At 56.2% G+C, this 20,401-nt stretch carries 18 protein-coding genes and 1 pseudogene; 13 read left to right on the forward strand and 6 right to left on the reverse strand.

The genetic code is table 11. From position 1 onward, the window contains the following. The first annotated feature begins 24 nt into the window (after nt 1–24). Both RH858_RS10470 and RH858_RS10475 read left to right on the forward strand, forming a co-directional pair. Nucleotides 25–2,055, forward strand: coding sequence for a hypothetical protein (locus tag RH858_RS10470; protein WP_310561781.1), 2,031 nt, complete (start codon nt 25–27; stop codon nt 2,053–2,055). A gap of 152 nt (nt 2,056–2,207) precedes the next feature. After that, entirely contained in the window at nt 2,208–2,390 is a 183-nt protein-coding gene (locus tag RH858_RS10475) for a hypothetical protein (RefSeq protein ID WP_310561782.1), read from the forward strand. A gap of 100 nt (nt 2,391–2,490) precedes the next feature. On the opposite strand, the gene RH858_RS10480 is transcribed toward RH858_RS10475, so the two are convergent. Continuing rightward, nucleotides 2,491–3,486: a bile acid:sodium symporter gene (locus RH858_RS10480; RefSeq protein ID WP_310561783.1), complete on the reverse strand. Its 996-nt coding sequence runs from the start codon at nt 3,484–3,486 to the stop codon at nt 2,491–2,493. Between the two features lie 538 nt (nt 3,487–4,024). On the opposite strand from RH858_RS10480, the gene RH858_RS10485 reads away from it, so the two are divergent. The 6 genes from RH858_RS10485 (at nt 4,025) to RH858_RS10510 (ending at nt 7,904) form a co-directional block, all read left to right on the forward strand. Beyond that, the gene (locus tag RH858_RS10485) at nt 4,025–4,570 is read left to right on the forward strand and encodes a hypothetical protein (protein ID WP_310561784.1); all 546 of its coding nucleotides are present in this window, start codon (nt 4,025–4,027) and stop codon (nt 4,568–4,570) included. Nucleotides 4,571–4,645: 75 nt separating this feature from the next. Next, entirely contained in the window at nt 4,646–4,936 is a 291-nt protein-coding gene (locus RH858_RS10490; RefSeq protein ID WP_310561785.1) for a hypothetical protein, read from the forward strand. Next, complete coding sequence (locus tag RH858_RS10495; RefSeq protein WP_310561786.1) at nt 4,936–5,292, forward strand: hypothetical protein; 357 nt, start codon at nt 4,936–4,938, stop codon at nt 5,290–5,292. Before RH858_RS10490 ends, RH858_RS10495 begins: the two co-directional genes overlap by 1 nt. 113 nt (nt 5,293–5,405) lie before the next feature. Beyond that, nucleotides 5,406–5,774, forward strand: a complete 369-nt coding sequence (locus RH858_RS10500) for a hypothetical protein (protein WP_310561787.1) — start codon at nt 5,406–5,408, stop codon at nt 5,772–5,774. Continuing rightward, complete coding sequence (locus RH858_RS10505; RefSeq protein ID WP_310561788.1) at nt 5,771–6,346, forward strand: hypothetical protein; 576 nt, start codon at nt 5,771–5,773, stop codon at nt 6,344–6,346. Before RH858_RS10500 ends, RH858_RS10505 begins: the two co-directional genes overlap by 4 nt. A gap of 661 nt (nt 6,347–7,007) precedes the next feature. Then, entirely contained in the window at nt 7,008–7,904 is an 897-nt protein-coding gene (locus tag RH858_RS10510) for a DNA-binding protein (RefSeq protein WP_310561789.1), read from the forward strand. Between the two features lie 267 nt (nt 7,905–8,171). Here RH858_RS10510 and RH858_RS10515 read toward each other — a convergent pair whose 3' ends face one another. Next, nucleotides 8,172–8,627 (reverse strand): hypothetical protein, encoded by a 456-nt coding sequence (locus tag RH858_RS10515; protein WP_310561790.1) that lies wholly within the window; start codon nt 8,625–8,627, stop codon nt 8,172–8,174. After that, nucleotides 8,624–9,430: a hypothetical protein gene (locus RH858_RS10520; protein WP_310561791.1), complete on the reverse strand. Its 807-nt coding sequence runs from the start codon at nt 9,428–9,430 to the stop codon at nt 8,624–8,626. Before RH858_RS10520 ends, RH858_RS10515 begins: the two co-directional genes overlap by 4 nt. A gap of 168 nt (nt 9,431–9,598) precedes the next feature. On the opposite strand from RH858_RS10520, the gene RH858_RS10525 reads away from it, so the two are divergent. From RH858_RS10525 to RH858_RS10545, 5 genes and pseudogenes are all read left to right on the forward strand, one after another. Continuing rightward, on the forward strand, nt 9,599–10,501 hold the full coding sequence (locus RH858_RS10525) for a DUF6293 family protein (protein WP_310561792.1): 903 nt from the start codon (nt 9,599–9,601) through the stop codon (nt 10,499–10,501). Nucleotides 10,502–10,887: 386 nt separating this feature from the next. Continuing rightward, the gene (locus RH858_RS10530) at nt 10,888–11,319 is read left to right on the forward strand and encodes a hypothetical protein (protein ID WP_310561793.1); all 432 of its coding nucleotides are present in this window, start codon (nt 10,888–10,890) and stop codon (nt 11,317–11,319) included. Nucleotides 11,320–11,413: 94 nt separating this feature from the next. Continuing rightward, nucleotides 11,414–12,346 carry a transcription initiation factor IIB family protein gene (locus tag RH858_RS10535; RefSeq protein WP_310561794.1) on the forward strand — a complete coding sequence of 311 codons (933 nt, stop codon included), beginning with the start codon at nt 11,414–11,416 and terminating at the stop codon, nt 12,344–12,346. A 93-nt stretch (nt 12,347–12,439) separates the two neighbouring features. After that, nucleotides 12,440–13,306: a hypothetical protein gene (locus tag RH858_RS10540; protein ID WP_310561795.1), complete on the forward strand. Its 867-nt coding sequence runs from the start codon at nt 12,440–12,442 to the stop codon at nt 13,304–13,306. Nucleotides 13,307–13,417: 111 nt separating this feature from the next. Then, nucleotides 13,418–14,066, forward strand: a pseudogene (locus tag RH858_RS10545) (DUF6735 family protein). 7 nt (nt 14,067–14,073) lie between these two features. Here the strand turns inward: RH858_RS10545 and RH858_RS10550 are convergent. From RH858_RS10550 to RH858_RS10560, 3 genes are all read right to left on the reverse strand, one after another. After that, nucleotides 14,074–15,642, reverse strand: coding sequence for a TrkH family potassium uptake protein (locus tag RH858_RS10550; protein WP_310561796.1), 1,569 nt, complete (start codon nt 15,640–15,642; stop codon nt 14,074–14,076). Nucleotides 15,643–16,005: 363 nt separating this feature from the next. After that, complete coding sequence (gene trkA / locus RH858_RS10555; protein ID WP_310561797.1) at nt 16,006–17,343, reverse strand: Trk system potassium transporter TrkA; 1,338 nt, start codon at nt 17,341–17,343, stop codon at nt 16,006–16,008. Nucleotides 17,344–17,836: 493 nt separating this feature from the next. Continuing rightward, complete coding sequence (locus tag RH858_RS10560; RefSeq protein WP_310561798.1) at nt 17,837–20,137, reverse strand: amino acid permease; 2,301 nt, start codon at nt 20,135–20,137, stop codon at nt 17,837–17,839. Between the last annotated feature and the right edge of the window lie 264 nt (nt 20,138–20,401).

Genomic DNA, 20,401 nt, shown 5'->3' on the forward strand with positions numbered 1-20,401 from the left:
TCCTACAGAGGAGGTGGACGTCAGATGACGCTCAGTAACTCCGTCATCAGCGAGCACTACCGCCGTGCGAAACCCGTCTACGAGGCGCTGGCGACCGTCGACGACTATCCCACGATCGGCCTGAACGACTTCGTCGGGTGGTACATCAAGCGTGACCACGACGACGTCGAGGCGATCAAGGCCGGGTATCCGCAACGCGGTCGAGTCACCCGTCTCGATCGCGACTACGACGAGATCCACGGCCGTCTCGAGCGAACGCTCTATGCCGTTACCACCTACAAGACGCCAACCGCCTTCCAGCGGTGGGAACCCTGTCGATACGACGAGTCGGAAGGAATGACAGTCTGGCAGGACGAGCCCCCGACGCCTGGTTACACCGACCTCCAGGCAGTTCCAGCGTGGGGCGATATCGACCTTGCCGACGACATCAAGCCCCAGCGGGGCGACCTCGACGCCGAAACTAAGCAACTCGTCGAGGAGACCCTCGACGCCTACATCGACGAGTACGCGACACTCTACGGGACTCGGGACGCGGTGTACGCGCTAGATTCGGTGGGAGGTGTGTACGTGTTCGGTGCTCCGGAGGCCACGCTCCCGATTGCAGATCACTTCAGTGACGATCCCGACGCGCTGGAACGGGTGTTCGACGAGTTCCTTGATCGCTCGAATGCGTGGCTCCAACAAGCGGAGGCCCGGGTGAATGAGCGCGTCGACGGCGCTGGAGAGGTCATCCAGCCCGACTGGGTGAACAACAAGAACCGCCAGTACAAACCGCCACTCTCGATTCACGCTAACCACGACGCCGTCGTCACGCCCATCGCGACCGACGACGTCCGCTACGAGCTATGTCCGTTCGAGGCAGTCGATGATAAGCTCGTCGAGGAAGCGATTACCTGGGCGAACGACCTCACTCGAGTTGAGCATACGGGCTGCATTGAATCGCTAGTTGCGACGCTCTGGTCTGACCTGTATGAGGATCACGACGGGTGGCAGACAACTCTGGAGGTGTGGATCGAAGCGGAGCGAGAGCGGGAACAGGAACGCCAGCGTAAGCGCGAGGCGGCACTTCAACGGCGGCAAGAGCGGCTGGACGAACTTGACGGAACTCTCGAAGGACACCCCATCACCCCATTCAAAGAGGACGTCTACGAGGCTGTCGAGAACATCGACATCACCGAGATCGCCCGCCATTACGCGAGCGATGCCTATGATACGGATCCGAACCAGCCGCGCCCGCAGTTCGATCCGTGCTGGCGCCACAGTGAGAGCGGACAGTCCTGTTTCGTCGACGAGCAGGCCAACACTTTCGGCGATTCAAAGGTGAATGCTGGCGGTGGATCGGCGAAGTTGATGGCGCTCGCGACGGGGATTCTCTCTGACGCCGATGCAGACCTCGATGGAGAGGACTACTGGGCTGCTGTCGATGAACTGCGTAGCGCTGGCTACGACATTCCCGTATGGGTTCCAGAGGCTGGCGCAGACCGTGTCGACGGCGGCACCTACGACCAGATGCCGTTCTGGGCCGTTCGAAAAGCGGCTGTCGCCCTTGAGGTTTGTCCGGAGGATGCGTTCGTCGATCGTGAGGGTAAAGATGGAACCTACGAGGGATTCCCCGGCTACGAAACCTACAACGAGACACTCGCGGCTATCGAAGCGGCCGGTCTGAAGCACAGACGCGAACCGGTCACGCCTGATGAGGAGACTGAGGATAAGGAACAGCACAAACAGGGTATCAAGGGAATTTCAATAGATAATGAGGGGTCCTCTAACATCGATCGAGCTCACCTTCGTGAAAAGAATCGACTCCTGTTGACAAAGGTCGAACATCTCGAAGCAGAATTATCTGAGAAAACCGACCGGATCGAGGAACTGAGGGCTGAAGTCGAGCGACTTCGGTCAGAACTCATCACAGTTCGCTCGGAACGTGACCGACTAGAAGTCGCTCTCAAAGACCGCGAGTTCGAGCAAAATCCAGACCAGGGAACAGAGACTAAGACCGCAGACAGCCGATCCGCGCTAGATAGAGCGAAACAGTTCGTTTTATTCGATCGGTAGAGAGTTTAGCTCTAGTTTCACTCCCAGTCGTTAATACGATCATAGAGATAGATTCAGCTGACTCTGTTGAAATCCTAAATAAGTGATACGTTTTGCTCCGGGTGCGGTAAATACAGGCCATTTTATACTATTCGTCTACTATGGGAGACACTATGAACAGCGTTGACGTACTAAAGATCGGGATCGGTGTTCTCATTGGACTTATATTCGCAATGATCGCAAGTCAGCTAACTGGTGTTGACCTCCAGCTTCTCACTTCAGCACTTGTAATGGCTCTAATTGTTGCAGGTGTCATCCTTTATCTACTCGGGAAAATCCCAGCCACTAGTTCATAAGCACTCTTCAGCGAGCGGCTGTTTCGTACTGTATTATGTCTGAAGAAGAGGATTTGAACAGCGCCATTCATCCGGATTCCTCAGTTGTGTAGTGTGTGGGTCAGCCTCTGTTGAAGAAGGCTGGTAGATCAAATGGCCACCAGTCTCGATTTCTGATTGCTACATGAACCTGCGCGATCACACCAAGGAGCGGAAGTTCCAAGAGTGGCCCGATAACCAGCGCCAGTGGAATGAGCGGTTCATGTGGGAAGGCAACAACCGCGATGGCGAGGGCGGTCGGTGAGTTCCGCGACAGAATTGTGTTATTGAAACAGACCATCTCCTTGTACGAGAACGAGAGCACTCGTCCGACGCCGAACCCGATGCCGAGGTTAATCACATAGAAAACGATCACAGGAATGGCAAGGAGTACGAGCAGTCCGGGATTGTCCAGTATCACCTCACCCTGCGAGGCGAACATTGCCCCGATGGCGAGGCTCAAAAATATGATTTGAAGCGGGCTCAACTTCGGAAGAAACTTCCGAGTGAACCACTCGTGACCCAGTTGGCGAGTCAATCCCCACCGAGCGATCCCGCCGACCACCAGCGGAACAACGAGCACGAGAACGACGCTTTCGACCAATAGCTCCACCGGTAACGCAACCAGTTCGCCGGCGAAGACGTACAGATAGAGTGGAAGCAGTATCAACTGGAGGACGAGATTGTACGGGAGAATAGAAGTTGCCAGCGGTACATCCCCGTCGGCGATGTCGGTGAAAATGAGATACCAGTCCGTACATGGTGTCACCATCAGCATGATAAGTCCGACCCACAGGGCAGGGTGATCTCGAAGGAAGATCGCACCGAGTGCCACCGCCAACAACGGACTCCAAATGAAATTAATCAGAAGACTCGACCCGACAACTCGACGGTTCCCGAATGCTGAACGGAGTCTGGAGAGTGGAATTCCAGCGAACGCGGCAAACAGCATTACCATCAAAAACGGGAGAATCAGATGGTCTGCGATGGGAGCGACGCCAGACACCTGCCCGAGTGCGAGACCGCCAAGAATAGCGATAAGAACGAAGACAGTCTGATACCTCTCAACAAAATCCATTCCATCCCTGACTAGCCACCAGTCATCTAAGTTTGTGGTGATTCAGGTCAGAGAAATGGCCGCGATACCTCACAAATCCTGCTACGTTTGCGCCTTTTATTCAACACGACCACCAAAATATAATGGCGTGAGTGTTTCAACGATATCGAGCGTCTCTCTGTTTTATCGAAAAGGCAACCTGACACCCCCGATTCTCACCTGACACCCGACGGAACCGATCCTCATCTGAACTACAAAATCGCAAGACTGCAGCACTAGACAGCTGTTTCTCGAACAAGTGTGCTCGCCAGCAGGCTACGAAATCGGGTGTCAGGTAGCTCCGTCTGGCGATTTGCGAGCAAATTCAGCCACCTGACAGCCGGAAAATCGACCAATATACGGTGGGGGTGGCGGCACAAACCTTTGTTCGCGGCCACAGGGGCCGAGGTGCAAGGCCGCAGGCCGATCGACGAAGGGGCCACCCAACTGCCTCATCATGGAGGGTTGGAGACACACCTGGATACTGTTTTGAATGTCCGGTGATGAGTCATCATGTACGATGGTCGAGGTAGAGAGGGTATCATTGTTGAGTAAACGACGGAAACAAACCTCATCTCGGTCATTTCCAAGTGATACGTTAGCGTCCATTCGATCCGCGGTCGAGCAGGTACCAGAGTATGTCTTCCGAAACTCGACGAAGAATACGGAGATTGGGGCATTTGATGCTGAAATCGCTGAAGGATTGCCACAGTACGAATATGAAGGCGATCGCGCTGGCGGGTATAACCCCAACTGCAAACTCTGGTCGCATTTGGGATTTAATTACAGCGTTGATCTGTACCAGCCTGACGAGCGCATCGCGATCGAGGTCGAAAAAAGCGAGCGGAAAAGCATTAGCGACGATCTGCTCAAGTTCCAGAAAGGCTACCGCACCCAGAAAGACGGGCGACCGAAGATCGAATTCGGCTGCCTGGTGGTGCCAGTAAACTACCGGGGGAAAGATAACCTGTATCGCCACAGCTTGACCAAGCTGGACTTTATGAAGGGCATTCTGTTCATCGACGACGTCGCCGTCATCGGGTATCGAATTCCGACACCCGACTGAGCCGTGCTGACACGGGTTTGTTTGTTCGCGCCGAGAAGCGTGCGGCGCTCGACAGCGTGCACGGCGTGATTCACCATGGCTGATCCCGATCCTCACGACGACACGAGTACCGACTACGAACAGCTCGAGAAAGAGCTTCTCGCCCAGGACCGCGACGCCAGCGGCGTCGCCACAGCGGACGTCGACAACGCGACAGCCCGCAACCTCGTCAGTGAGCTCGTCGACGCGGACATCGTTACACCCGTTCCTGAGGCTCAAGTTCTCTTCCACGAGCCGAGTAGCACTGCTTTCGACTCCACCACCCAGTTGGCCGTCTTCCACAACGGCTGGACCGCCGCCCGCGATAGCGGCGAGGAGGACAAGTAATGCAGCAGACGCTCGTTGGCTGTTCCTTCTGTGACGCCCCGCCCGGCACCGAGGCTGGTGAGGCGCATACCTGGGGACAGGACGAGCGGGTCACCCACCCGATCTGTGTCGACTGTGCCATCCAGACGCGGCCGGATCCCGACGAACGCGATTATCACGCCTGCGACGACTGCGGACTCGTCGTCGACGCGCTCGCAGCACTCACGCGGTTCCGGGTGGAACTCGGCCACCTCGAAGGACCCCTCCAGATGTGCGCACGTTGTAGCCCCGGTGGGCCTGCCACGTACTGGACGCGCGACCTCGAGGAACATGTCGTCGCGACGCCGAGAGCAGCGCTCGACGTCGACGTGCACTGAAGCAAACTCCGCGTCGTGACTCGACGAACCCTATCCTCTATCTTGAGACAATGTGCAAATTCTGCACATATGCCGAAACGGTTATCCTCCTGTGTGCAGAACTTGCACATAGAATGAGCGCGAGCGATGACCCACGCCGAGTCCATTTCCAGTCCCCGGAGTATCTCGTCGACCGACTTGACGCGATCGCAGATCTCTTCGACAAAGATCGGACGGATCTCCTCGTCGAGGCCATCCGCGAGTACATCGAAGAGACCGCTGACAGCGAGACGTTCCAAGAGCTGGTCGCAACGAAGTACTACGACGACCAACTCGAGTTCCAGACGGTCAAGCAACTGGTCGGCGCCGAGACGGCCCAGCGACTCCGCCTCCTCAAAGCCGATCTCGAGGACGAGCCACTCGATCTCACTACCCCCGACGACGTCGACGTCTACGATGGCGACGCGATAACGGTCGACACCGCGACCGACGACGATCGATGAGCGGTCGCCGACAGCTGCGAACAGTCGTGGCCGACACCAGCGCACTGGTCAGTTTGGCCGTGCCACGCGCCGATGCAGCGTACGATACTGAAACCGCCCCGGACCCCCTTCAGTATCTGCTCACCTCGTGTGACGTGTTCGTGCCACCCGAGGTCGTCACAGAGCTCCGCGACATTACGCAGTATCAGGATATCCACGGCGCCGCAGCAACGAATGTCCTCGCGGCTCGCGACCACTACGCAGTCGAAGATCCGTACGAGCGTGACGAGACACCGGACTCGCGGCCGACGTTCGGTCTCGACGACGGCGAAACCGATGGCATCGTCCTCGCGAACGCGCTTGATGTCGACAGCTTTCTCACCGACGAGTTTGGCGGCACGAACTTCGCGCTTATTCACGCAGTACTCCAGGGGCCGCGAATTGTCCCGACGCCGCGGCTAATCTGTGATTACGCCCGAAACGGCCATATGACCCACGAGGAGGCGCGAATACTATTTAGCGCGATCAGCCCCCATCGGAGCTGGGACAACAGCCCATACGTCGCCCAGTTGGTGGCACTTCTGGAGGAGTAATCTGTCCATGAGCGGTCTGTAGAAAGGCTTCAGACTGGACCCTCTATCGACTTGTTGGATACGTCAAGCAGCTAGCTGTAGAGACGACTCCTGAAAGCCCTCGGCCGCTCGGCATCCCGCGACCGCCGCTGCGCCCCTCGTTCCTGCGGTGCTTACGGGGTCGGGGGACGACCGAGACGGCCTCGCCCTTTCTGAGTCCACCAGGATAGCGGTTGTGTTGCTAAGCAGCGTGACCGGCTTGGCAGCTGCTTCGTACCGGCCCGCCCCGCTCGCCGCGTTCCGCCCTCCGCGTCGCTCGCGACCGACCATTCCGGGCATGCGGGCGCTCTCCGCACCGCCCGCGCCCGTTCCGGGCTAAAGTGCATGTGCCCTCGACGCCAGCGCTTCACCCGTTCGGGTCCTGCGGACCTCGGCGAAGCCGACCGCGACGGACGTAGTTGCGTCGCGGCGAACGGGGAATGCGCTGGCCGCTCGCTCCGGGCGGGTCGGCGCGCGGTGCTGGATGCGTCCCATCGTGTAGGCGCTCTCGCTCGCGCCCGCCAAGGGCGAGCGCGAAGGCGCGAGCGAGAGCGCAGATGACTCTGGTTGGTGACGGTCGTGGAAAACCCGCGGTGGAGACGCGGGTGGTGGCGCGTGAGCGCCTTCGGATCAGTGAGATCCAATGTCCAGTAAGAACGCAATCGGTAATGAAATTTCGGTCGATGAACAGGCCTACAAGCAGCCCGGCGAGACGGAGCTCGACGAGGACGGGTTCGAGGTCGTCGACGAGACCCCGGAGTTCCAGCCGACGGTCGACATGGAAATCCAGGCGAAAGTGGACGCCAATCATCCAGATGGGATCGCACAGGAAGTCGACGATCGCATCTACGGTGTGACCCTCGCCCAGGAGGAGCGCATTCGGGCCCGGGAAGCCGAACTCGAACACATCAGTGCCCAGGCCGAACTCGGAACGCAAGAGGGACGGGCGAAGCGCACGCGGAAGGTCGTCACCGAGCAGGTTCGCCGGACGAGCCGGGTGACGGTCGAAGAGACGGGCCGGCAGGACGTGGAGCCAGCGCCGGATCCCCGTGAGCGCCTCTCCCAGGACGAGCTCGCGACGGTGAATCAACACGCCCAGCGGATCGTTGAAAAAGTGAACGGTGGCCCGAGTCGTGCCGCAATCGGACGGCTGCTTGGTGAACGGATCGCAGATGGTCAGTCGACGATGGACGCAGTGTTTGACACGCTCGAGAGAGTCAAGCTGATGCCCAGTATCCTCCTGGAGGTTGCCGATGTGCCCGAACTCCCAGGTGGAGAGATAAACGTCGAAGGAACAGTGATCGAGCTGTGGGAACCCAGTAGTCCAGCAATCGCCCAAGTGGGCCTCATCGCAGATGATAGCGGGAAAATCAAGTTCACCTCATGGGCGAAAAGCGACCAACCCTGGGTCAAAGAAGGTGATCGGATCCAGTTGTGGGAAGCAAAGAAGAACTGGTACCAGGGACGCTGCAGTCTCGCGTTGACCTACGACAGTCGGATCGTGTTCCCAGAGCGCGAGCGCCGGTGGTGGAAGGACTGACAAGTCGGAGCAGCCTTCTTTTTCATATGTGCCGGACCGACCCAAGCCCCGCCACCCCACCCTCCGCTCCGTGCTCGCTGCGCTGCGCGCGCAGCCACGACCGAACCGACAATTCGGGCGGTGACGCGACGGGGGGCGAAGTCAGTTTGATGGGGCAGGACAAAAGAGGCGTATACGTCTGCAAAAGCGCCCATAACGGTCCCAAGCGTTCCGGTTAGGAACAAGAGGGCAAGCAAGACCAAGATCGGCAACAGCTTGTCGGCCGTTTCAGTCTCGGAGGTGAGAGTCTTCGACCCGGATCAGTTGCAGGGACGGGAACGGTGCGAAGGGGATTTCCTCCTCCACGAGTTCATTGAGTGGGATTGCAGCCTCCCGGTCGCCCCATCTTGGGATGTACTTTTCGAGCACATCGAGTGGGGTAACTACGATGATCTCGTCGTCATCCGGGTACTTCGGAGTCTTGTCCGCCAGCGTGTCTCCGTCCTCAAATTCCCACTCGTCAGCTTCGAGTCCGGGGATGTTCACCACGACCAGAGCGATCGGCTCATCGGCCTCGGTGTCGTGGACGATGTCTCCGTAGATGAACTCGGGTTCCTCTTCGTCGCCATCTTCGCGTTGGAGGGCCAGGTCGAGGGATCGTTGCAGGGGTTCCTCGGCTCCCGGTGGTTGCCATGGCTCTTCGTCGTACCGTTCTGGTGGGGCTCCACCGCTTTTCTTGGTCATAGGTAGTTGGTGAGTTCCGATTGCCAGTTGTTGAGCGCACTTACTCGCTTCTCCACGACTTCGGGGAGTTTGTCTCGCTGCGGGGTGCCGGTCGCGTCCTTAGTCTCCTCTCGGATGTTGTAACTCCCGGAGCAGGCCACGACGGACTTCGGGAGCATCCGGAGCCACTTCGGCGAGACGCACCCGTTGACGAAGATCCCTTTCGGCTCCAGAACCTTGTCGACTCTCTTGACGTGCTTGGCGAACTCGTACTCGGAGTCATACTGCGTTGCGTCGAATCCAACCCAGCGACTGATCTCGTCGACGAGGACTCGGCACCGCTCGAAGTGCCAGTCCTCCCACCCCATGATGGACGGATAGAGGGGCATGTCGATGCCTCGTTCCTCCATCAGCTCGTGGGCGGTCAGTTGTCGTTGGACGCTCTCGTCGATTTCCTTCACGACCTCGCGCCGATTCATAGACCCATACGTGAGTCGGTCACCTGCGAACGCGCCTTGGGCGACGCCGTCAAGTTCCTCAAATCGGTCGACAACGTCGACTGTATCCCGCCCAATGATGTGCCGGTCGTTCTCGTACGTCATCAGGAAGAGATCCTGATCCGGGCTCAGGAACGCAGCACGTGGGTTGTTGACGAACCAGGAGGATCGGTGGACCTTGCACGCGACGAACGGAACGGGATCCGGATTGTGTGCGTACAGTCGCTGGTGGATGTGATGGCTCGGGTGGATCTTTGCGCCAAACTCGCGGGGAAACGGGTCGTCCTGCATGCCGTGGCTCCAGGTGCGGTTGTGTCTCGGTGGCACCTATCTGACCACTACGAACCGCACAGGGATAAATATGTTGGATATATTTTCTACAAAATGCCTTAATTGGTGTATTCAGTCAGTTGGAAAGCCACTAAGCCTATAACTCTTCCCACGTGTCGATTGTATAACGAAGGTCTTTAGCATGAACCACAGACAGAGGGAATCATGACCGAACGAGTCCATTTCATCCCGGTCGGATTCGACTTCGATCGACTCATCTACCCAATTTCGAAAGGAGAACTGGAGGCAGACCGAGTTGTTCTCATCACGCACGAGGGCGATCCAGATGATGAGGCGACGGATCGTGCTGCCGATCTGGCGAACAATATGACTACTCGGCTGGAGAACTCTTTCGAGCTGATCGATGTCGAAGTCGAGCGGGAACCCATTGATATCGAGGAGCTGTACCAGTACGAGACGCTGTATCCGGTCGCGCACGAGTACATCCTCGACGAGCTCGAAGCCGGGAATGAGGTCTTCGTCAATATCTCCTCAATGCCCCGCACGACTGCATTCGCCTTCGCCACGGCTGCTGATTCCATTATTGCCGAGTACCAGTCCGAGGTTGAGGGTATCCGGGATATGCTCCACACATACTACGTCGCTCCTGACAAGTACCTCGTCCTCGAAATGATCGATGCCTTGGAGGACGCGAAGAACCTCTTCGAGGAGATGAGCGAAGACATCCGAGTCCATCCTCAGTACACGAATATCCGAGATTTGCTCAACAAGATCGATGAGAACGGCGTGACTGAGGGTGCCCGAGATCTGGATGGGCAGATGTACGTCGAGTTCCCGTCGTCGCCTGGCAGTGACGTCGAGGAGTTCGAGGAGACCATCCTGAACTTCCTCTTCAGGAAGGATTCTATTGCGTCGACGTCGGCGCTCGCCGAACAGTTGGCCGAAGAAGAGGGAGAGAAGTACGACGAATCGTTCCGGAGCCGGGTCCAGTATAACGTCTCGAAACTCGACGAGAAGGGCTATGTGGACCGGGAAAAGGTCGGGAACCGCCTCGAAACACAGCTCTCGACGATGGGGCGGATGTGGGTGGAAACTCACCGGGGGTGAACTGGGTCCTCGCATGACGGACACTCAGCGTAGACCGCTTGGTGGCCGCCCTTCTCGTACTCGATGAGGAGCATACCTGCGGGTATCTCGGTCTCGCAGGCCGGACAGATTCCAAGGGTCGAGCGTTCAGTGGACATCGGGTAATGGAGCGCTGGAGCGTGTGACACTGGATTCCAGGCTGCAAACCGATATTGATCGCATAAGTCCAAAAAGTCGAGCCAACCGAGGTGAAAGTGGAACCTGAACTATAATCCCGAGATTGTTGGCTTCCATCATTAACCAACAATATGAACAAGAGGATCGACGATGTTGGTTAAGGGGTGACTTTTTTGCGACTCCAAGTGGGTGGAGTCGCATCGAAATTCGAACACGGTCCTGGAAAACCTATGTCGTGGACAGAAACCTATGAGACCGAAGAACAGACCGACCAGCCGACCGATGCTCGAGTACCCACTCGAACCAACGGCGAGCAACCCCCAGAAGAAGACAACGCGAGCGAATCCGTCTCCTCAATTGGATACCCACTTGAAATGACGCAGTGTCCAGTGTGTGACGGAACGGAGTTCGTCACGAAGAAATTGGTGTATGAAGAGATGGGGTACACCGAAGACGGCGAGAGAGATTACCATCAAGCCAGAGTGCGAGCAGAATTCGAACTCACCTGTCAGACCTGCGGACAGCGATATCACGAACTTCCAACACCCTGTCGGACGTTCTACTCCGAGGTTGCCGTCCTGAACGAGGATCTCAACGCCGCCTGCACACGGAAGTTCAAGAACGGAGTCGACAGGATTCTCAGCTTCCTGCGAATCCGATAGAGAACTGACTGCAGAGACGCGCTGCTGTGGTTTTTGAGCCCCTCGATGGGTGAGGGGCTCGTCGCAGTCACGAGCGCTTCAGTTGGTGATTCGTATGGCGATCAGTGACATCTACGAGACGACGTTCGACGAGGACGTACAGCCCGACGAGCAGGCAGGCCAGTGCCCCGAGTGTAACGGTCGAGTGACGACTAACACGGTCGAAACAGTGTGTGACGACTGTGGGCTAATCATCGATGAACAACCGATCGACCACGGCCCGGAGTGGCGGGACTACGGGGATGCGGATTCGAACCCGGAGCGAACCGGTGCTCCCCTCACCCCAGCCCGTCACGATCGCGGCCTCTCGACGACGATCGGCCGGAACACCGACGCGAATGGAAACACCCTGTCAGGCGACAAGCGCCGACAGCTCCACCGACTCCGTCGCGAGCAACGACGAGGACGATGGCGTTCGAAGTGGGAACAGAATCTAGCGCACGGGCTCGGTGAGGTCCGACGGATCGCAAGCTGTCTCGAGCTCGGTGAGGGCGTCCGTAATCAAGCCTGTCAACTCTTCCGGAGCGCACAGGACGAGGATCTGCTCCGAGGGCGTTCGATCGACAGTATGGCCGCCGCGAGCGTCTATGGCGCGTCGCGCTGCAACGGCCTGACCTGGACCGTCGACGATGTCGAGGAGTACGCCCGGTGTGAGTTCTCGAGCCTGCGGAATGCCTACAAGGTCCTGAACAGAGAGCTCAACCTCCCGACACCACCGATGCAGCCAGCGGCGTTCGTTGGGCGGTTCGCCTCAGCGCTAGAACTGCCAGATCGGGTTCGTCGACAAGCCGAACAGTTCGCGGAAGTGGCTGAGCGCGACGGCGCCGTGACAGGTGTGCAACCGACGGGGTTTGCAGCCGCCTGCCTGTACACAGCAGCTCAAGAGACGGGGTGTTACGTGACGCAGACGGATCTCGCGGAAGTCGCTGATACCACGCCGGTGACGGTCCGAACGCATCACAACACGCTCGTAGAGCGGTATTGTTGAGTGGTCGACCAAGCAGAACTCACAGATTCCTATTCGATGTTCTATTGCTATTCTCACCGATATTTAAATACGAAGACGGGTGAACCCGTCAGCGTGACGGGGAAATCGAATCGACAGCTCGACCGAGAGGCGTTTCAGCCCCGTGGGGAAGCCACCCACGTCCCGGATCACCATCTTGATTCGAGACACGGGGGTCACGATCGGCTCGAAAGTGAGGGCTATCCAAACGCGGACGAGTCGACGTCGAAGGCCTGCCGAGGGTGCGGGCAGCCGATTTCAGCGAATCAACGCAAGTGTGCCACCTGCCTCCGACACCATATCGAGCCAGTAGATACGGATGTCGGCGATCAAGCAGACCAGACACCCGTTCCACGGGTTATCTTCGCTGTTGTTGAAGCAGCGTGCGACTACACGGCACTCGCAAAGGGAGCAGCGGCGTGTACGCTCCTCGAACAGCGCGAAGCGAATCCTCTCGAGGACTGCCAGCTCATCGACGAGTTATCCGAACCACCAGCGACCACCCTGCGCGATACGTGGGGCGATCTTCCACCCGCAGTACGGATCGAGTCGGAGAACGGTTCGCAGCTCCTGTCTGTGGTGTTGAAGCACATCAACGGCACTGAAGAGGGTACTCATGAGGAGGATGAACAGCCGATCTCACGGCTGTACGATGAGAGCGGGCGCGTGGTCCGGGATAAGGAATCCTGGATCGACACTGCAAACGATGAGAGGTGGCTCGTCCCGGCTATTGGAGTCGAACAGCGACCGGCTGAGAATCGCACGACGCGTCGGAATATCCAGAGTTCATACAAGAGGTACATCGACTGCCATTGCTGTGAGGAAGCGACAGAGCACCGGTTCAGCGAATACGAGCATCTTCCAGACGGGGCCTGGGACGGGCAACCGATCTGGCAGTGTCAGGCCTGCGGGATAACCCGTTACGGACCTGTTCCAGAGTAACTATCGCAAACGAACAACATTACCTCGACGATCAGCTGTGGTGAGTAGTTGATCGCCCCCAGTAGGGCGCGGGGCGATCCAGTCGCGGTCGCCCTGCGAGGTGATTATTCGATGGGACATCGCGCGCTCGTTGCGTATGAACGAACCGACGGAACGTACACACTCCACTACAGCCACTGGGGCGCAGCGAACCTGAAGCTCAAAAACCAAATCTCGGCTGAATCGCCGTTCGGTGGCGAGGACACCGATTCCAAGTGGGCGAAACAACGAGCTGGCCTATGGCCTCGAGGCAGATGCCTTCGGCAGTTACCTGGCCGACGAGTGGCGACCATCGACCATCGTTGAGCCGAAACCTCGAGCTACGGGACTCTCCCTCGACGGAATCGTCGCCGATCATCTCGACTACCTGCATCACGAGGCGTTCTACGTGGTGTCGACGACGTTCGAGGTAGCCGCGTATCGGACGCTATGGTTCGGTCTTCAGTACGACTAGGAGACGATCGAACAAGACGAGACAGTCGGGAACGGCGCGCTCGCTACCGTGCGCTGGTACGACGGTGAGCCGGTCGGCGACGGCCATCTACAGGGCCAGTTCCAGGCGCTCAAGGACGTCGTCGGCGACATGATCGACAAGGGCGTCTTCACTCCGTTGACGGCGAGGCAATATCTCAAGCAGAAGCTGGCCGAGTGGATCGGCGATCGGCAGGAACTGACCATTCTCACGAACAAATGTTCGAATTCACGTGCTAACCGTAGGTAGAAGAAGTCTATCGTCTCTCGAGGCCTGCAACGAATAGTGCTAGAACGGGAACAATCTCCAGTCGACCGATCCACATCAGGAAGATCATCAGAAGTTTGGACGCGTCTGAAAAGAACAGATAGCTCCCGAATGGTCCGAGCTGACCGAATCCTGGTCCAATGTTTCCAATCGTTGCAATCGACGCGCTTACAGCCTCCAACACACTCAATTGCTCGCCGATTCGTGCGGAGTCAAGACTGATAAACACAGTAGCAAACGCGAACAGTACGATGTACAGCATCGTATAGACCATAATTCCGCGGATAGCATCTTCATCGACCACATGGCCGCCTAGGCGGACCGGTTTTACAGTATCCGGGTTCGCAGACGTGAATAATTCACGTCGAATGGTTTTCAGGACAACGAGCCAGCGAATTACCTTGATACCCCCGCCGGTAGACCCGGCAGATCCACCAATAAACATCGCGAAAAGCAACACAATCTGAGCGTGCGTGTCCCACTGAGCAAAGTCAGCGGTTGCGTACCCAGTGGAGTTCATCAAGGAGCCGATTTGAAAGGCGGCCTGTCGAAGTGAGTTCTCTGTGAACCCTTCTGTGACGCCACCAAGTTCCATTCCAGGAGCCCCACCGCGGAATAGGAGAACGAACAGTATCGTGATCAGTACCGCGATCGCGCCTGTATATACTCTGAACTCGGCATTGTTGTACATCGTCTTCGCTTCCCCATGGAACACGTGCCAGAACAATGCGAAGTTGACGCCAGCGATCACCATGAACGGAATAATCACCCACTGTACGATCGCCGCGAACGCTGCGATGCTATCCGCCTGCGGCGAGAATCCGCCAGTCGGCATCGTCGTGAACGCATGCGCGATCGCGTTGTACAAATCCATGTTTGGCGCTTGTCCAAGCAAGTGTAGGCCAAACAGGAGGACCGCAAGCAAGACAGTAAATGCAAAGTAGATGATCCACAGGGCTCGGGCCGTTTCGGCGATTCTCGGTGTGAGTTTCTGTAACTCAGGTCCCGGCGCTTCTGATTTCATAAGTTCAGCACCGTTGACCGCAAGTTCTGGAAGGATCGCGATCATGAGAACGATAATTCCCATCCCACCAAGCCACTGGGTGAGCTGTCGCCACATGAGCAGTGCATGCGAATGCTGTTCGAAGCTTATTTCGCCGAGAACAGTCGCTCCGGTCGTCGTAAACCCACTCATTGACTCGAACAGGGCGTTAATAATTGAGCCTCTCATTGCTGCGATTGAAGACGTTTGTAACCCCACGGTTGACCCCGTTCCGTACCCGGCCAACAGATAGGGGATTGCGCCAACAATGGCTGCAGCCAACCATGCTAGTGATACGAGTAGAAGTGCTTCTTGTGGCCCAAGGTCCGGATCCGGATCAAGACGTTCGAGGACTAACCCAATAGAGACTGCAATACCAATAGAGACCACAAATACCCAGATATCCTCCATGTAGACTAGAGAGACGACGAGCGGAATCAGCATCGTTATTGCGAGGTATTTTATGACGGTTCCAACGAGACTGAGGCTGGCTCGCCAGTCGATATGCCAAGTCATTTAAAAATCACTGATATGGTATATTCCACACGTACCGAGTCTCGCACGAATAATTAGCGTGTCGATTCAGACGATTGGTTACGGCCGCCACGATGAATAGACGAGATCATCTGCTGGCCGTACAAGATCTCTCTAGCTCCGGTGTGCGTAGCCCCCTACAACAACCCCACACTCAGGGCATGTGACGACACCACGATCCGATTCGAGATAGTTTGAGTCCGCACGTATCGACTCAAAATTAAAGGTTTTAGCGTCACCTTCATACTCACAGTACGGACATTTAGCCATATTGTCACAGTACAATGTAGAGTCTATATTAATTGTTGTCCCTCGATATGGACTAACACGGTTGCGAACTCTGTCTTAGGCCATTGAGATGAATTCACCGACAAAAGGCGTCTCGACAAACGCGATCACGTGATCATTGTGTCGAAATTTGGTGTCACCACGAGGTGTAATGAGCGACCCGTTTCGAGTGATCGCACCGATGACAAACGTTGCCTCGATCTCTTGAACGAGTTCATCAATACGTCGTCCAACCAGTTCGCTATCTATCCCGAGTTCAACTTCGACGACTTCTGCAAGATCGTCGTCCAGGACAGCAATGTTCTCAGCAATTTTGTCGAAGGTAAATCGAGTGATCTCTTCTGCTGTAACTCGTCGAGGATTGATGGCCACGTCAATACCGATCTGTTCAAAGAGTGCCACGTATTCACCACTGTCAACGACCGAAATGACGCGGGCGCAGCCAAGCCGTTGTGCAAGCACCGAGACGAGCAAATTTTTTTCATCCGAGTCAAGAGCAGCGACGACGATATCAGCTTGATCAACGTGTTCACGTGCGAGAAATTCGGTATCGGTCGCATCGTGTTCCATAACGTAGGTATCCGGGAGGTGCTCCGCCAACCACCGTGCCCGCTTTGAATTCTGTTCGATGAGACGAGGCGAAAGACCGCGTTTTTCTAAGAGACGAGCAGTTTGGAATCCGACTTCGCTCCCGCCAACGATGACGATTTCATCGGCTTCGTTCGGCGTCGTTTCCGGGGCGATATCGCTCGCGAAGAGTTGGACACTTTCCGGACTGCCGATGACGACAGTTCTGTCTCCGTCTTCGATTACCGTGTCACCACGAGGGAGAATCATTGACCCATCTCGGAAGACACCGACGAACGTCAATGAATCAAACCGGTCGGCCTCTTCGATCGTCTGGCCTGCAACTGGACTTTCGTCTTTGACTTCAAATTCTGCCATTTGAACGGTTCCATCGGCGAATTGGTCGACGTCGATTGCCGCAGGTAGCCCAATAACCCGGACGATATCCTGGGCAGTGAGGAGATCCGTACAGACCATGAAATCGACGCCGAAAGCGGAGTTATCTCGCTCCCATGTCCAGAGATATTCAGTGCTTTTTGTTCGAGCGACAGTAAATGGATCACCGAGTGTTTTAGCGGTTCCACATGCCACGAGATTCGTGAGATCATCGTCAGTACAGGCAATGACCATATCAGACGCCGCCACATTTGCAGCCTCCTGCGTCGAAAGGCTGGTTCCATCGCCACCGAGCGTGAGTACATCTAGTCCGTATTTTAACTGTTCTGCACGCTCAGGGTCGATATCGATTATGGTGACATCGTGATCCGGCGAAAGGTTCTCAGCAATAGTTGTTCCGACCTCACCAGCTCCGATGACGACCACGTGCATATAGATACAAACTCACCTGTGCCTCAAGTTGGTTTCTGTTGAGATGGGGTCACGCTGACAGTAAAGAGATAATCAACATCAGGCCAGCGATCCCGATAACTCCGATTCCGAAACAGATACAATAAATACCTGCTCGTCTGTTTCGATCATCCTGTATAAAAAGTAGGACTGGAACAGCATTTGTCACAGCGGTATACGATAAATCCTCCCGATTATCCGAAATCCAGGCCGCCATCCTGATGTAGGCAGTACCGATGGAGATGATCAGATAGCCAAGCACTCCGGTAACAGTGATGAGTACTGGATCCGATGTGAATGGAGTCGATAAAAACGAATTGTCTATGCTGAGGACAATGGCGACGAACTTGAATAATAGATACGCGTTGGATCCCACGAGAACGTAAATGAATCGCTGGATACGAGTCCGGAGGATCTCCCCTCGAATTTCGAGTTCGCGTTCTAAATTCATCGACACTACCGAAATTTGATTCCTTCAGTCCGCACGGCCTCCGAGACGCTCAATGATCGCTTCCCGAAGGGTGCGGGTCGTCGTCTGTTCTCCCCGAGCCATTATGACGGTGCCATCCGATTGGTCGACGATAGCCTGAGGAATAGTTCCGTACAGTGCTTGTGCAACGAAGCTCTGTCCTGTCGCTCCGACACAGACAGTATCCACCTCAGCAACCGATTCGAGGAGTGTCTCACGTACATCCTCGGAGACACGTACATCCATGACGTATTCGTCCTGTTCCAGACCAGCAGCCGAAGCGATATTTTGAATTATCTCCGCACCTGCTTCCTCGGGATCAATTTTTTCTCCTTCCGGTGTTTCACCCGGATCGGTCGGCTGAACATTGAGCAAGCGTAGTTGGGCGCCGAACGCGCGTGCTAATTCCGCAGCTCGCCTCGCAGCCACCGGAGCATTCATTCCTTCACCAGCAAGTGCAACGATCTCTGTTACGTCGCTTGGGTCGCGAACAAGCGTTACCTCACAGGGAGCACGCTCAAGTAACGGGTCAAGCGTCGATCCGAAAACAAACTCTCGTCGAGATCGAGGTCCACCCCAGCCGAGTAAAACGTGATCGGCGTCTTCTTCGTCGATAACGCCAAGCAATACTTCTGCCGTGTTGCGTCCGATGATCGCTCGAGTTCGAACGGCTACACCGAGATCCTCGCCAGCTTCTCTTGCATTCTGAAGGAGTTCGCGCTGTCGGTCAACACGTTCTTCTTCCATTGCAGCTTCCTGTGCGAGGGATGTTTGAGGAGGCACCTCGTTGACGTTCACTGCGACGATCTCCGCGTGTTCACCATCACTCCCGGCTGCGCTTGCCGCAGCATATCGGAGCAAGGTTCGTTGGGTTTCGGGGTTGGCGACTGGAACAACGACGGTATATCGTTCCTCTTCATGTTCCTGGGAATCCGTTTCGGTCGGGGCCACAGCTTCACCAAGAAGACTTTCTACTTCGGAACGGTCCCTCGCATAGCCGACGTACCAGAGAACACCTACTCCGACGATTCCGACACCAATCCCCTGAACGATAGGGGCCATCTGGATCATCACACCGATACAAGTAATGAATCCGAGAATGGGTACGATAGGATAGAGGAGATTCGGAATTCGGAAATCAGGCTCGTAATTTTCAGGATTCGCGCGACGAAGAACGACGACTGCCACGTGGACAAGTGCATACGTGATCAAAAACATGAATGCGGCGACGTCGGCGAGGGTGCTGATCGGGAGCGGGCCAGCAATCAGAAGAAGAATAACGGCACCCGTAGCGAGTATCGCCCGGTATGGTGTACGATATGCACCGTGAATTTGGTTGAGCCAATCGGAAAGGATGCGATCACGTCCCATCGCGAAATTGACCCGAGCAGCCGATAGAATCGAAGCATTTGCAGAGGATACGGTCGCGAGAATGGCTCCGACGATCATCACGCCTGAAGCGATCCACGAAAGCGAAATAGAGTATCCGAACGCTCCGACAGACCCATAAGCTTCTACGGAAGCGCCGGCGACATCCGCGACCGGTACTGGCGAGTCTTCAATGATATCAATAGGGAGTATCCCAGTTGAGACAAGCATTACGAGGACGTAGAGGATTGTCGGTGTGACGACCGCAGCAATCATCGATAGCGGGAGGTTCCGGCCAGGAGACTTGATCTCCTCGGCGGATGTCGCAATGACCTCGAAGCCGATGAACGTCACAAATACCGTTCCAGCAGTGAGCCCAACCGCCCCCCATCCCTCCGGCGTAAACGGCGTGAGCAAATCAGGGTTAAGTGCGGTGAGTCCGACGGCGATGAAGCCCCCAATAAGCACCAATAGCGCTATCACGATAACGTTCTGTAACGATCCAGTCTCCTTTACGCCACGATAGTTGATGGCTACGAGGAGCGACGCCATCAGGAGGGCAGCTGCGATAACTGGAATCGCATCTGAGGGAGCACTTAGTAGATACTGACCGAATCCAAGCATGTAGAAGGCTGTTGCGAACATCAACCCGCCCCACATTCCCCAGCCGACAATGGTACCGAACAACCCACCGAGTGCTTGATTGACGTAGTAGTAGCTCCCACCAGCTTTCGGCATCCCTGTCGCAAGCTCGGATAGTGACAGAGCAGCCAGCAACGCGACCGATCCCCCAATCATAAATGAGACCATCGCCGCAGGACCAGCACGTCCAGCGACGATACCGGGAAGGACGAAAATCCCGGCACCGATCATCGTCCCAAGCCCGAGCGTGTACGCCTCAAGAAAACCGAGGTCGCGAGCGAGTTCTTGGTCGTTCATGTTGTGGTGATAGGGAGATCAATAGTACTGACTTTGCGTGGCCCAATTTCTGAGAGATATATTTCTGCTTGCGTAGTTGCTTTCATATGCCCTGTTTGGTGCAAGCACGCAAATAACCGTACTGATTCTAACCTATCAGTCAAGACTGCGAGCTTACCACCTAGTGATGCAATCGTGCCCGCGGAGATGCGCGACAAGCAATTAACGGGGCGTGAAATTGCGTTGTGCGAAATATCGGTGTATATATATTGCTTGAGGCTACAT

The sequence above is a fragment of the Halalkaliarchaeum sp. AArc-GB genome (assembly GCF_031432225.1).
Lineage (GTDB): Archaea > Halobacteriota > Halobacteria > Halobacteriales > Haloferacaceae > Halalkaliarchaeum.